A 14,243-nucleotide genomic window follows, 5' to 3' on the forward strand; every position below is an offset into this window, starting at 1 on the left:
GCCCATGCGCTACCTGCTGTTCTCGCTGCTCTGCCTGCTGGCCGGCCCCGCCCACGCGGCGCCGGCCAAGGCCTACATGAGCATCATCATCGATGACCTGGGCCAGAACAGCGAGCGCGACAGTCGCACCCTCGCCCTGCCAGGCCCGGTCACCTTGGCGATCATGCCCGACACACCCCACGCCACCGATTTCGCCCGCCAGGCCCACAAGGCCGGGCGCACGGTGATCCTGCACATGCCCATGGATCCGGCTACTGGCCCCTATGCCTGGACGCCGGGCACGCCGGTCGAGGAACTGGCCCGCCGCCTGGACACTGCCTTGGCCAAGGTGCCTTTCGCCGCCGGCATCAACAACCACATGGGCAGCCGCATGACCGCCCAGCCTGGACCCATGGCCTGGCTGATGGGCGAATTGCAGCGGCGCCACCTGTTCTTCGTCGACAGCCGCACCAGCGCCACCACCGTGGCCGCGGCCAAGGCCCAGGAGCAGGGTCTGGCGCATGTTTCGCGGGATGTGTTCCTGGACGACGTGCGCACCACCGAAGCCATCACGGCCCAGTTGCAACAAGGCATCGCCCTGGCTCGCAAGCAAGGCTCGGCGGTGCTCATCGGGCATCCCTATCCGCAGACCCTGGACGTCCTGGCGCGGGAGATACCTCGGCTCAGAGGCCAGGGCATCGAGCTGATCGACATCCATCAGATGATCGCCCAGCGCGGCAACCAGGCGATGCCGGGCCATGGCCATAACGGGCGCTACAGCAACCGTTGAGAAGCAAATAGGCGGAGCGGCGCTCGATTCCCGCCCCGCCACAACACTCAAGCCGAGCCCTCATCCACAAATGAAAAGAGCCCGATTCTCACGAACCGGGCTCTTCTTCATTGCATCAAGCCGTATCAGCTATACACACGCCCCAGCAGCTGGCGATGGCTCTCGAACTGATCCAGCACATCGCGCACGATCTGCTCAGGCGTGAAGCCCATCAGGTCGTATTCCTGGCTGCCATCATGGAGGTAGACCTCAGCACGGTAGAAGCGCTGGGGCACTTCCGGCGCCCCTTCGACTTGCGCCTCGCTCGGCGCGGCCTGGTAGCCGTCCAGGCTGACTTCATAAACGAACGGGTTGCCCTCTTCCATCATCACCCGCAGGCCCATCAGGTTACGCGAGTGACCGGCACGGGCCTCGACCTCGAAGCCTTGCAGACGCATCTGCGCGGCGGCGTCCTTGAGCGCCGGGCTTACGTACTTGTCCATGAAACGCTGGACCACGGCCTGGGTCGGCTGCAGGTCCATCTGGCTCAAGCGCTCGCTGAAGCCACGGCGGCCACGGGCAGCCAGCTCGGCGCGCTCCTGCTCGACGGCCACGTCCTGCTTCATGGCCTTGTACAGGCCGAACATGAACAGCACCAGCACCACCGAGAACGGCAGGCCAGCCAGCACCACCATGGTCTGCATGGCTTCGAAGTTACCGGCGAACAGCAGCCCGATGGTGACCAGCGTGATGATCACCGACCAGAACACCACCATCCAGTGCGGCGCATCTTCGTCCACCTTGCCGCCTTTGCACGACAGGTTGGCCATCATCACCGCGCCCGAGTCGGCCGGCGTGAGGAACAGCACGAAGCCGACGAATACCGCTACACCGATGACGATCTTGGCGGCCGGGAAGTATTCCAGCAGCTGGTAGATCGACATCGAAGGCTGCTCGAGCGCCGTCTTGCCCAGCTCCACGGCGCCCTGGTTGATCACCAGGTCCAGCGCGGTGTTGCCGAAGATCGACAGCCAGGCCAGGGTGAAGCCCAACGGAATCAGCAGCACGCCGGTCACCAGCTGGCGCACGGTACGGCCCTTGGAGATACGGGCGATGAACATGCCGACGAACGGGCCCCAGGAAATCCACCAAGCCCAGTAGAACACGGTCCACAGGCCCAGCCAGCGCTCGGACTTGCCCGCCTCGCCTTCATAGACATAGAGGTCGAAGGTCTTGAGCACCAGGCCGTTGAGGTAGTCGCCGATGTTCTGCACGAAGGCGTTGAGCAGGTGCAGGGTCTGGCCGCCGAGCAACACGAAGATCAGCAGGCCGCTGAACAGGATGATGTTCAGGTTGGACAGGCGGCGGATGCCGTTCTCCACGCCCGATACCGCTGCTACGGTGGCAACACCGGCCATGACCAGGATGACCGCCAGCAGGTTGGTCTTGCTGTGGTCGATGCCGAACAGGTATTCCAGGCCCGAGGCCACCTGCATCGAGCCTATCCCTAAGTTGGTGACCAGGCCCAGCAGGGTGACGAACATGCCGAAGATGTCCACGGCGTTGCCCGCGGCACCCTTGACCCAACGCTCGCCGACCAGCGGGTACAGCGCCGAGCGCAGTGCCAGCGGCTGGTTGTGGCGGTAGGCGAAGTACCCCACGGCCAGGCCGACCAGGGCGTAGATCGCCCAGCCGTGCAGGCCCCAGTGCAGGAAGGTCAGCTGCAGGCCCTGGCGCGCGGCCTCGAGGCTGGCCGAGGTACCCTCTGGCGGGTTGAAGTAGTGGTCCAGCGGCTCGGATGCGCCAAAGTACAGCAACGAGATACCGATACCGGAGGAGAACAGCATGCCGGCCCAGGCGCCGTAGCTGAAGTCAGGCTGGTCGTCCTTGCCGCCCAGCTTGAGCTTGCCGTAGTCGGAGAAGGCCAGGTAGACGACGAACAGCAGGTAACCGCAGATCACCAGCATGTAGTACCAGCCGAAGGTGCGGGTCAGCCATTTCTGGGCAATGCCCAGCACATGGCCAGCTGTTTCAGGAACCGCGATGAGCAAGGCAGTCAAGGCGAGGACCAGCAGGGCGGAGGTGTAGAACACCACGCGGTTGACCCGCACGCGTTCGGCGGGAGGCTTGGTTAGGGAGGCAGAACTCATTGCACGAATGCTCCGGGCAAGTGCGGGGTGAAGGCTAATCAGATGTTTCCCAAGCAAATGGTGGAATAGCCCCACTGCGTCAGGTGTTATAAATGCACCTAGGAAACCGTGATCCCGAATCGAATCGTTGCAAAAAAAACAGTTCCAGCCCGCTCCAAAGGGCTTCCCGTTCGGCCTGTGACCGCCCGGCGGAATCTGTCATTCGCATCGCTCATGCCCGTCAACGCCTTGTATTCCGGGGGTTACGCGATTTCCTGGGGTGTCAATCCGTGCCTTCTCGACCGCCTGAAAAACTGTCAATGGCACAAATTGTCGCAGAGCTTATTCTTTATTGATTGAACGTTCAATCAAAACAAAATAGACTGGCCTTCGCCGAGGCAGCCGCTCGTCGTCTGATCGCAGGCCTGAGGAGATAGCAAGATGCCCAAGGTCGGTATGCAACCCATCCGCCGCCAGCAGTTGATCGAAGCCACGCTACAGGCTGTCGATCAGGTCGGCCTGGGAGATGCCAGCATTGCGCTGATTGCCCGTTTGGCCGGTGTGTCGAACGGCATCATCAGTCACTACTTTCGGGACAAGAATGGCCTGATCGCAGCGACGATGGGCTACGTCATGAGCATGCTCAACGAAGGGGTGGCGGCGCGTCGCCAGGCACTGACGGACGACAGCCCGCGTGCCCACCTGAAAGTGATCATCGAAGGCAACTTCGATGCGAGCCAGGTGAATGGCCCGGCAATGAAAACCTGGTTGGCCTTCTGGGCCTCCAGCATGCACCAGCCAGACCTGCACAGGTTGCAGCGGATCAACGACCACCGCTTGTATTCCAACCTGTGCTGCCAGTTCCGCCGCGTCCTGCCGCTCTACCATGCGCGCAAGGCTGCCCGCGGCCTGGCGGCCCTGATCGATGGCCTGTGGCTGCGTGGTGCGCTGTCGGGTGACGAATTCGACACCGACCAGGCGATACGGATTGCTTACGAATACATGGATCTACAACTGGCTAAACAACAGACCCTGGGCATTACCGACCAGGCCTCTGAACCTTCGCGCGCAGCGCTTGCCGAGCAGGCAGGAGCGTGACGCGGTAGCCAACCACACACTGCACTTGCGAGGACACTATGGCCCGTTTCGGAACGCAAAAACTCTATATTGATGGTGGTTATGTCGACGCTAGCTCCGACGCTACCTTCGAAGCCATCAACCCGGCCACCGGCGAAGTCCTCGCCCACGTGCAGCGCGCCACCCAGGCGGACGTCGAGAAGGCCGTCGAAAGCGCCGAGCGTGGCCAGAAAGTCTGGGCTGCCATGACCGCCATGCAGCGTTCGCGCATCCTGCGCCGCGCCGTCGATATCCTGCGCGAGCGCAACGACGAGCTGGCCATGCTGGAAACCCTGGATACCGGCAAGTCGTACTCTGAAACCCGCTACGTCGACATCGTCACCGGCGCCGACGTGCTGGAATACTACGCAGGCCTGGTACCGGCCATCGAAGGCGAGCAGATCCCGCTGCGCGAAAGCTCCTTCGTCTACACCCGCCGCGAGCCGCTGGGCGTGACCGCCGGTATCGGCGCCTGGAACTACCCGATCCAGATCGCCCTGTGGAAATCCGCCCCGGCCCTGGCCGCCGGCAATGCCATGATCTTCAAGCCTTCGGAAGTCACCTCGCTGACCACCCTGAAACTGGCCGAGATCTACACCGAAGCCGGCCTGCCTGACGGCGTGTTCAACGTCCTGACCGGCAGCGGCCGTGAAGTCGGCACCTGGCTGACCGAACACCCACGCATCGAGAAAGTCTCCTTCACCGGCGGCACCACCACCGGCAAGAAGGTCATGGCCAGCGCTTCGAGCTCCACGCTCAAGGAAGTCACCATGGAACTGGGCGGCAAGTCGCCGCTGATCATCTGCGACGACGCCGACCTGGACAAGGCCGCCGACATCGCCATGATGGCCAACTTCTACAGCTCCGGCCAGGTCTGCACCAACGGCACCCGCGTGTTCGTACCGGCGTCGATGAAGGCCGCCTTCGAAGCCAAGATCGCCGAGCGCGTTGCCCGCATCCGCGTTGGCAACCCGGAAGACGAGAACACCAACTTCGGCCCGCTGGTCAGCTTCCCGCACATGGAAAGCGTCCTGGGCTACATCGCCAAGGGCAAGGAAGAAGGTGCACGCGTACTGTGCGGTGGCGAGCGTCTGATGGACGGTGATTTCGCCAAGGGTGCCTTCGTTGCGCCGACCGTCTTCACCGACTGCACCGACGACATGACCATCGTCAAGGAAGAAATCTTCGGCCCGGTCATGAGCATCCTGACCTACGAAACCGAAGAAGAAGCCATCCGTCGCGCCAACGACACCGAATACGGCCTGGCCGCAGGCGTGTGCACCAACGACATCAGCCGTGCCCACCGCATCATCCACAAGCTTGAAGCCGGTATCTGCTGGATCAACGCCTGGGGCGAGTCCCCGGCCGAAATGCCGGTCGGTGGCTACAAGCAGTCGGGCGTCGGCCGCGAAAACGGCGTCAGCTCGCTGGCCCAGTACACCCGCATCAAGTCGGTCCAGGTCGAGCTGGGCGGCTACAACTCGGTTTTCTAAACCCTGTCTAGCCACGCCCGTGCCGCCGTGCACGGGCGTTTCCGCTCCCTGATCACCGCTAACACGAGGGTACTTCAATGTCCCAAGAATTCGACTACATCATCGTTGGCGCCGGTTCCGCCGGTAACACCCTGGCGACCCGCCTGACCGAAGACGCTGGCGTCACCGTCCTGCTGCTCGAAGCCGGCGGCCCGGACTACCGCTTCGACTTCCGCACCCAGATGCCGGCCGCCCTGGCCTTCCCGCTGCAGGGCCGCCGCTACAACTGGGCCTACGAGACCGACCCGGAGCCGCACATGGGCGGCCGTCGCATGGAATGCGGCCGTGGCAAGGGTCTGGGTGGTTCTTCGCTGATCAACGGCATGTGCTACATCCGCGGTAACGCCATGGACTTCGACGGCTGGGCGAAACTGCCAGGCCTGGAAGACTGGACCTACCTGGACTGCCTGCCGTACTTCCGCAAGGCCGAAACCCGTGACATCGGCCCGAACGACTACCACGGCGGCGACGGCCCGGTCAGCGTGACCACGCCCAAGGCCGGCAACAACCCGCTGTTCCACGCCATGGTCGAAGCTGGCGTGCAGGCCGGTTACCCGCGCACCGAAGACCTCAACGGCTATCAGCAGGAAGGCTTCGGCCCGATGGACCGCACCGTGACGCCGAAAGGCCGTCGCGCCAGCACCGCCCGCGGCTACCTGGACCAGGCCAAGAAGCGCCCGAACCTGACCATCGTCACCCACGCCCTGACCGACCGCGTCCTGTTCGACGGCAAGCGCGCCATCGGCGTGACCTACCTGGTCGGCGACAGCGAAGAGCGCATGGAAGCCCGCGCCCGCAAGGAAGTCATCGTCAGCTCCGGCGCCATCGCCTCGCCACAGCTGCTGCAACGCTCCGGCGTCGGCCCGCGCGAACTGCTGGAAAGCCTGGATATCCCGGTCGTACACGACCTGCCGGGTGTCGGCGAGAACCTGCAGGACCACCTGGAGCTGTACATGCAGTACGCCTGCACCCAGCCGGTCTCGCTGTACCCCTCGCTGCTGTGGTGGAACCAGCCGGCCATCGGTGCCGAGTGGCTGTTCAACGGTACCGGTATCGGCGCCAGCAACCAGTTCGAGGCTGGTGGCTTCATCCGCACCCGCCCTGAGTTCGAGTGGCCGAACATCCAGTACCACTTCCTGCCGGTCGCGATCAACTACAACGGCTCGAACGGTGTGAAGGAGCACGGCTTCCAGGCGCACATGGGCTCCATGCGCTCGCCAAGCCGCGGCCGCATCAAGCTCAAGTCCAAGGACCCGCGCCAGCACCCAAGCATCCTGTTCAACTACATGGCCACCGAGCAGGACTGGCAGGAATTCCGCGACGGCATCCGCCTGACCCGCGAAATCATGGCCCAGCCGGCGCTGGACCCCTACCGTGGTCGCGAGATCAGCCCAGGCGCCCACGTGCAGACCGACGAGGAACTGGACAAGTTCATCCGCGAGCACGCCGAAACCGCCTTCCACCCGTCCTGCTCGTGCAAGATGGGCACCGATGACATGGCGGTGGTCGATGGCGAAGGCCGCGTGCACGGCATGCAGGGCCTGCGTGTGGTCGATGCCTCGATCATGCCGATCATCATCACCGGCAACCTCAACGCCACCACGATCATGATCGCCGAGAAGATCTCGGACAAGATCCGTGGCCGCAAGCCGCTGCCGCGCAGCACCGCCAAGTACTACGTGGCCAACGGCGCGCCGGTCAAAGGCAAGCCGATGCGTGAGGTCAAGCAGGGCTGAGGCCCTTTCGCGGGGTAAGCCTGCTCCTACAGGCGATCACCGTTCCTTGTGGGAGCGGGCTTGCCCCGCGATAGCGTCGACACTGCAACACAGAGAAAAGCACCTTGATCGGTGCTTTTTTCATTTGCAGAAACGCTTTACAGGCGGCCAATTCATCGGGTTAGAATCGATTGGCACGCGACCTGCTAAGTCAACGCTGCCCTGCCCTTTCCCCGCGATGTACCGGAGTACTGCCTTTGGATGCGAGCACCATCAACAGCCTGTTCCTGATCGGCGCACTGCTGGTCGGGGCAAGTATCCTGGTCAGCTCGCTGTCATCCCGCCTGGGCATTCCTATCCTGGTCATCATCCTCGCCGTCGGCATGGCTGCCGGTGTCGATGGTGGCGGCATCATCTTCAACAACTACCCGACCGCCTACCTGGTGGGCAACCTGGCCCTGGCCGTGATCCTGCTCGACGGCGGCCTGCGCACCCGGGTGGCGAGCTTTCGCGTGGCCCTGTGGCCGGCCTTGTCGCTGGCCACGGTGGGCGTGCTGATCACCACCGGCCTGACCGGCATGGTCGCCGCCTGGCTGTTCGACCTGAGCCTGATCCAGGGCCTGCTGATCGGCGCCATCGTCGGCTCCACGGACGCAGCAGCGGTGTTCTCGCTGCTCGGCGGCAAGGGCCTGAACGAGCGGGTCTCGGCCACCCTGGAAATCGAGTCGGGCAGCAACGACCCGATGGCGGTATTCCTCACCGTCACCCTCATCGACATGATCGCCAGCGGCCAGACCGGCCTGCACTGGAGCCTGCTCACCCACCTGTTGCGCGAGTTCGGCATCGGCAGCTTGCTGGGCCTGGGTGGCGGCTGGCTGATGTTGCAGCTGGTCAACCGCATCAGCCTCGCCGGTGGCCTGTACCCGATCCTGGTGATCGCCGGCGGCCTGGCGGTGTTCTCCCTGACCAACGCCCTGCACGGCAGCGGCTTCCTGGCTGTGTACCTATGCGGCCTGGTGCTGGGCAACCGGCCGATCCGCAGCCGCCACGGCATCCTGCACATGCTCGATGGCATGGCCTGGTTGGCACAGATTGGCATGTTCTTGGTGCTGGGCCTGCTGGTCACGCCCCACGACCTGTTGCCCATCGCCCTGCCGGCCCTGGGCCTGGCGCTGTGGATGATCCTGTTCGCCCGGCCGCTGTCGGTGGTCGCCAGCCTGTTGCCGTTCAAGGCCTTTCACGGCCGCGAGAAGGCGTTCATTTCCTGGGTCGGCCTGCGCGGCGCGGTCCCCATCATCCTTGCCGTGTTCCCGCTGATGGCCGGGCTGCCGGATGCCCAGCTGTTCTTCAACCTGGCGTTCTTCATCGTCCTGGTATCGCTGCTGGTGCAAGGCACCAGCCTGCCGTGGATGGCCAAGCTGCTGAAGGTCACGGTGCCGCCGGACCCGGCCCCGATCTCCCGCTCCGCCCTGGAAGTGCACATCACCAGCGAATGGGAGCTGTTCGTCTACCGCCTGGGTGCTGAGAAATGGTGCATCGGCGCCGCGCTGCGCGAGCTGAAGATGCCCGAGGGCACGCGTATCGCCGCGCTGTTTCGCGGTGAACAACTGCTGCACCCCTCGGGCAGCACGGTACTGGAGGTCGGCGATATGCTCTGTGTGATCGGCCATGAACATAACCTGCCAGCCCTGGGTAAACTGTTCAGCCAGGCACCGCAACGCGGCCTGGACCTGCGCTTCTTCGGAGACTTCGTGCTCGAAGGCGATGCCGAGCTCGGCGCGGTGGCTGCGCTCTATGGTCTGAAACTCGAAGGCCTGGACGCGAAAATGCCGCTGGCGCAGTTCATCCGACAAAAGGTCGGAGGCGCTCCAGTAGTAGGCGACCAGGTCGAATGGAACAGCACGATCTGGACCGTGGCGACCATGGAAGGGAACAAGATCCAGAAAGTGGGCGTCAGATTTCCCGAAGGTACCCGCCCCGGCCCCGGGTTGTTCCTCTAAACTCCGATTTGCCTCGTTCCACAAGAATTCTGCCTATGTCCCTGCGTTCAACACTCAGCGCAGCCCTGCTCGGGCTGTGCCTGTCACTTTCGTTCCTGGCCTCTGCGGCTGAGGCGCCCACCGCCGCCGGCATCCAGGGCAGCCTGGACAAGATCGCCGACCGCAAACTGCCCGAGGCCGAGCAGAAGGCCCTGCAGCAGGTGCTCGAACAGACCCTGAGCCTGCTCGCAAGCCAAGAGGACAACACACGCAAGCTGGCCGACCTCAAGCAGCAGATCGCCGGCGCGCCCAACGAAATCCGCGAAAGCCAGCGCGAGCTTGCCAAGCTCAAGGACAGCAAGACCGTGCCGGTGGCCCAGCGTTATGCAAGCCTGGCCGTGCCCCAACTCGAGCAGATGCTCGGCGAGCGCAGTGCCCAGCAGGGCGACCTGCAAAAGGCGCTGTCGGAGGCCAACAGCCTGATCATCAATTCCCAGACCCGCCCGGAGCGGGCCCAGGCCGAGATCAGCAGCAGCCAGACGCGCATCCAGCAGATCAACAACAGCCTCAAGAGCGGCAAGGACAACGGCAAGCCGCTGACCGCCGACCTGCGCAACCAGCTCACCGCCGAGCTTGCCGCCCTCGACAGCCGGATCCTGCTGCGCCGCCAGGAGATGGCCAGCAACAGCCTGCTGCAGGACCTGGGCAACGCCCGTCACGACCTTTTGATCGAACGCGCCACGCGCCTGGAGCAGGAGATCCAGGACCTGCAGACGCTGATCAACGACAAGCGCCTGGCCCAGTCCCAGCAGACCGTCACCCAGCAGTCGATCGAGGCGCAGAAGGCTGGCGGCAGCACCTTGCTGGCCAACGAAAGCACGGCCAACCTCAAGCTCTCCGACTACCTGCTCAGAAGCACCGACCGCCTCAACGAGGTCACCCAGCAGAACCTGCGCACCAAGCAGCAGCTCGACAGCCTGACCCAGGCCGACCAAGCCCTGGACGAGCAGATCGACGTGCTCAAGGGCAGCCTGTTGCTGTCGAAGATCCTGTACAAGCAGAAGCAATCCCTGCCGCACCTGAAGGTCGACCGCGACCTGGCCGACCAGATCGCCGACATCCGCCTGTACCAGTTCGAGGTCAACCAGCAGCGCGAGCAGATCAGCAGCCCGTCCACCTATGTCGACAAGCTGCTGGCCAACCAGCCCGGTGAAGACGCCACGCCCCAGCTGCGCAAGGCCTTGCTCGAAGTGGTGATCACCCGCAGCGACCTGCTCGAGCGCCTGAACCGTGAACTGTCGGCCTTGCTCAACGAGTCCATCACCCTGCAGCTGAACCAGAAGCAGTTGCTCGGTACCGCCCAGAACCTGCGCACCACCCTGGAAGAGCAGATGTTCTGGATCCCCAGCAACAAGCCCCTGGACTGGGAATGGCTGAGCTATGTACCGCAGCGTCTCGCTGACCAGGTGGCCAACCTGCCGTGGGGTTCGGGCATCAAGGAGCTGGCCGATGGCCTGGTCCAGCGGCCGCTGCTGTTCCTGCCGTTGTTGCTGGTGATCGGCGCGCTGCTGTGGCGACGCAAGTACCTGTATCAGCGCCTGGGCAAGGTACACCAGGACATCGGCCATTTCCGCCGCGACAGCCAGTGGCACACGCCCCAGGCGATCTTGATCAACATTCTCCTGGCCCTGCCGGTCGCCCTCGGCCTGGCCCTGGCCGGCTACGCCCTGCAGATCGACGCCCGGGGGCAGAATGCCAACCTGGGCGCCGCCCTGTGGCAGATCGCCCAGGCCTGGCTGGTGTTCTACACCGCCTACCGTATCCTCGCCCCAGGCGGTGTGGCCGAGATCCACTTCCGCTGGTACAAGCCTCAGGTCGAATTCCTGCGCGGCTGGGTACGCCGCCTGGGTACCGTGGTGCTGGCCCTGGTCGGCGTGGTAGCGGTGGCCGAGCACCAGCCTTCGGCCCTGGCCGACGACGTGCTGGGCATCGGGGTGGTCCTGACCTGCTATGCCCTGATGGCCTGGCTGCTCAGCCGCCTGCTGCTCAGCAGCCCGGCGCACCGCGACACCTCGCTGTTCCGCAAGGCAGTCGGGGTGGCCTTCACCGCGCTGCCCATCGCCCTGTTCGTGGCGGTGTGCTTCGGCTACTACTACACCGCCCTGAAGCTCACCGACCGGCTGATCTACACCTTGTACCTGCTGCTGTTCTGGCTGGTGATCGAGGCGGCGTTCGTGCGCGGCCTGTCGGTGGCCGCGCGGCGCCTGGCCTACCAGCGCGCGCTGAGCAAGCGCCAGGCCGTCAAGGAAGGGCTCGACGGCGAAGTGATCACCGAAGAGCCGACCCTGGACATCGAACAGGTCAACCAGCAGTCCCTGCGCCTGATCCGTCTGGCCCTGCTGGGCGGCTTCATCGGTGGCCTGTACTGGGTCTGGTCGGACCTGATCACCGTGTTCTCCTACCTCAACAACGTGACCCTGTACGAATACAGCAGCGGCACCGGCGCGGCGGCGAGCATGGTGCCGATCAGCCTCGGCGACCTGCTCGGCGCCCTGGTGATCGCCGGCATCACCGTGGCCCTGGCCAGCAACCTGCCCGGCCTGCTCGAAGTGCTGGTGCTGTCGCGCCTGAACCTTGCCCAGGGCAGCGCCTACGCCATCACCACGCTGCTCTCCTATGTGATCGCCGGGGTCGGCATCGTCAGCACCCTGGCCACGCTCGGAGTGAGCTGGGACAAGCTGCAATGGCTGGTGGCAGCCCTGTCCCTGGGGCTTGGCTTCGGCATGCAGGAGATCTTCGCCAACTTCATCTCCGGCATCATGATTCTCTTCGAGCGCCCGGTGCGCATCGGCGATACCATCACCATCGGCAACCTGTCGGGCACGGTGAGCAAGATCCGCATCCGGGCGACCACCATCACCGACTTCGATCGCAAGGACATCATCGTCCCCAACAAGACCTTCATCACCGGCCAGCTGATCAACTGGTCGCTGACCGACACGGTCACCCGGGTCACCCTGAAGCTTGGCATCGACTACGGCTCGGACCTGGACCTGGTGCGCGACCTGCTGCTCAAGGGCGCCCATGAAAACCCCCGGGTGCTCAAGGACCCGGAGCCGATCGTGTACTTCCTCAACTTCGGCGAGAGCTCGCTGGACCATGAACTGCGCATGCACGTGCGCGACCTGGGCGACCGCAACCCGACGCTCGATGAGCTCAACCGCTACATCAGCCGCGAATTCAAGGCCCATGGCATCAAGATCTCGGTGCGCCAGGTGGAGGTGTTCCTGATCGACACCAAAGGTGGCAAGCAACAGCTGGTGCCGGCGGAAAACCTGAAACCGGATGGCACTGCATCGGCCTGAGTGCACTCGAATACTTTATTCTGTGCAGAATCCTTGCAAGGGCTGCGCCCTCGTTCGCGGGGCAAGCCCGCTCCTACAGGTTCCGCGCGTCCCTTGTAGGAGCGGGCTTGCCCCGCGACGGGCCGCAACGCGGCCCCTCAGCCCCAAAGCCCAGGAGCAGGCCCCGTGAAAGCCCTCGACCAACTGACCTTCGACAACCGCTTCGCCCGCCTGGGCGACGCCTTCTCCACCGAGGTGCTGCCCGACCCCATCGCCGAGCCACGCCTGGTGGTGGCCAGCGAGGCGGCCATGGCCCTGCTCGACCTGGACCCGGCCCAGGCCGAACTGCCGGTGTTTGCCGAGCTGTTCAGCGGCCACAAGCTGTGGGAAGAGGCCGACCCGCGTGCCATGGTCTATTCCGGCCACCAGTTCGGCTCCTACAACCCGCGCCTGGGCGATGGCCGTGGCCTGCTGCTGGGCGAAGTCCTCAACGACGCCGGCGAGCACTGGGACCTGCACCTCAAGGGCGCCGGCCAGACGCCCTATTCGCGCATGGGCGACGGCCGCGCCGTGCTGCGTTCCTCGATCCGTGAATTCCTCGCCTCCGAGGCCTTGCACGCCCTGGGCATTCCCAGCAGCCGCGCCTTGTGCGTGATCGGCTCGAGCACCACAGTCTGGCGCGAAACCCGTGAAAGCGCTGCCATGCTCCTACGCCTGGCCCAGAGCCACATCCGCTTCGGCCATTTCGAGTACTTCTACTACACCCGCCAGCCCGAGCAGCAGAAGGTGCTCATCGACCATGTGCTGGAACACCACTACCCCGAGTGCCAGGACGCAGAGCAGCCGTACCTGGCGATGTTCCGCACCATCGTCGAGCGCAACGCCGAGCTGATCGCCTACTGGCAGGCCTACGGTTTCTGCCACGGGGTGATGAACACCGACAACATGTCGATCCTGGGCATCACCTTCGACTTCGGCCCATACGCCTTCCTCGACGATTTCGACGCCAACTTCATCTGCAACCACTCCGATGACCGCGGCCGCTACAGCTATTCCAACCAGGTGCCCATCGCCCACTGGAACCTGAGCGCCCTGGCCCAGGCCCTGACCACCGTGATCGAAGTGGAGCCGCTCAAGGAGGCCCTGGGGCTGTTCCTGCCGCTGTACCAGGCCCACTACCTGGACCTCATGCGCCGGCGCCTGGGCCTGACCACCGCCGAGGACGACGATATGGCACTGGTCGAGCGCCTGCTGCAACGCATGCAAAGCGGCGGTGTGGACTACAACCTGTTCTTCCGCAAGCTGGGCGACCGACCGGTGGCCGATGCCCTGAAGGTGGTACGCGACGACTTCATCGACCTGGCCGGTTTCGATGCGTGGAGCCAGGACTACCTGGCCCGCTGTGAACGCGAACCCACCAATGCCGAAGGCCGGCGCGCGCGCATGCATGCGGTCAACCCGCTGTACATCCTGCGCAACTACCTGGCGCAAAAGGCCATCGAAGCGGCCGAAGCCGGGGACTACGGCGAAGTGCGGCGCTTGCACCAGGTGCTGTGCAAACCATTCGAGGAGCAACCGGGGATGCAAGCCTATGCCGAGCGGCCGCCGGAGTGGGGCAAGCATCTGGAAATCAGTTGCTCATCCTGAAGATCACCTACTCCTGTAGGAGCGGCCTTGTGC

Annotated in this window: 8 protein-coding genes; 7 read left to right on the forward strand and 1 reads right to left on the reverse strand. The window is 64.3% G+C overall.

From position 1 onward, the window contains the following. Positions 1 to 4: 4 nt before the first annotated feature. A complete protein-coding gene (locus AC1MHZ_RS01475; protein WP_482965948.1) occupies positions 5 to 769 on the forward strand; it encodes a divergent polysaccharide deacetylase family protein in 765 nt (254 codons plus the stop codon). 125 nt (positions 770 to 894) lie between these two features. On the opposite strand, the gene AC1MHZ_RS01480 is transcribed toward AC1MHZ_RS01475, so the two are convergent. Continuing rightward, positions 895 to 2,898 (reverse strand): BCCT family transporter, encoded by a 2,004-nt coding sequence (locus AC1MHZ_RS01480; protein ID WP_084853917.1) that lies wholly within the window; start codon positions 2,896 to 2,898, stop codon positions 895 to 897. 420 nt (positions 2,899 to 3,318) lie between these two features. On the opposite strand from AC1MHZ_RS01480, the gene betI reads away from it, so the two are divergent. The 6 genes from betI to selO all read left to right on the forward strand — a co-directional run bounded on the left by betI (position 3,319) and on the right by selO (position 14,210). Next, entirely contained in the window at positions 3,319 to 3,975 is a 657-nt protein-coding gene (gene betI / locus AC1MHZ_RS01485; protein WP_084853915.1) for a transcriptional regulator BetI, read from the forward strand. A gap of 38 nt (positions 3,976 to 4,013) precedes the next feature. Further along, complete coding sequence (gene betB, locus AC1MHZ_RS01490; protein WP_084853913.1) at positions 4,014 to 5,486, forward strand: betaine-aldehyde dehydrogenase; 1,473 nt, start codon at positions 4,014 to 4,016, stop codon at positions 5,484 to 5,486. Positions 5,487 to 5,563: 77 nt separating this feature from the next. Continuing rightward, positions 5,564 to 7,261, forward strand: a complete 1,698-nt coding sequence (gene betA, locus AC1MHZ_RS01495; RefSeq protein ID WP_224457208.1) for a choline dehydrogenase — start codon at positions 5,564 to 5,566, stop codon at positions 7,259 to 7,261. A gap of 236 nt (positions 7,262 to 7,497) precedes the next feature. Then, positions 7,498 to 9,240 (forward strand): potassium/proton antiporter, encoded by a 1,743-nt coding sequence (locus tag AC1MHZ_RS01500; RefSeq protein ID WP_084853909.1) that lies wholly within the window; start codon positions 7,498 to 7,500, stop codon positions 9,238 to 9,240. A 35-nt stretch (positions 9,241 to 9,275) separates the two neighbouring features. Continuing rightward, positions 9,276 to 12,584, forward strand: a complete 3,309-nt coding sequence (mscK, locus tag AC1MHZ_RS01505) for a mechanosensitive channel MscK (protein ID WP_324816972.1) — start codon at positions 9,276 to 9,278, stop codon at positions 12,582 to 12,584. Positions 12,585 to 12,749: 165 nt separating this feature from the next. Continuing rightward, positions 12,750 to 14,210: a protein adenylyltransferase SelO gene (gene selO, locus AC1MHZ_RS01510; RefSeq protein ID WP_084853907.1), complete on the forward strand. Its 1,461-nt coding sequence runs from the start codon at positions 12,750 to 12,752 to the stop codon at positions 14,208 to 14,210. Positions 14,211 to 14,243 lie beyond the last annotated feature (33 nt).

The organism is Pseudomonas sp. FA-1 (genome assembly GCF_056856075.1).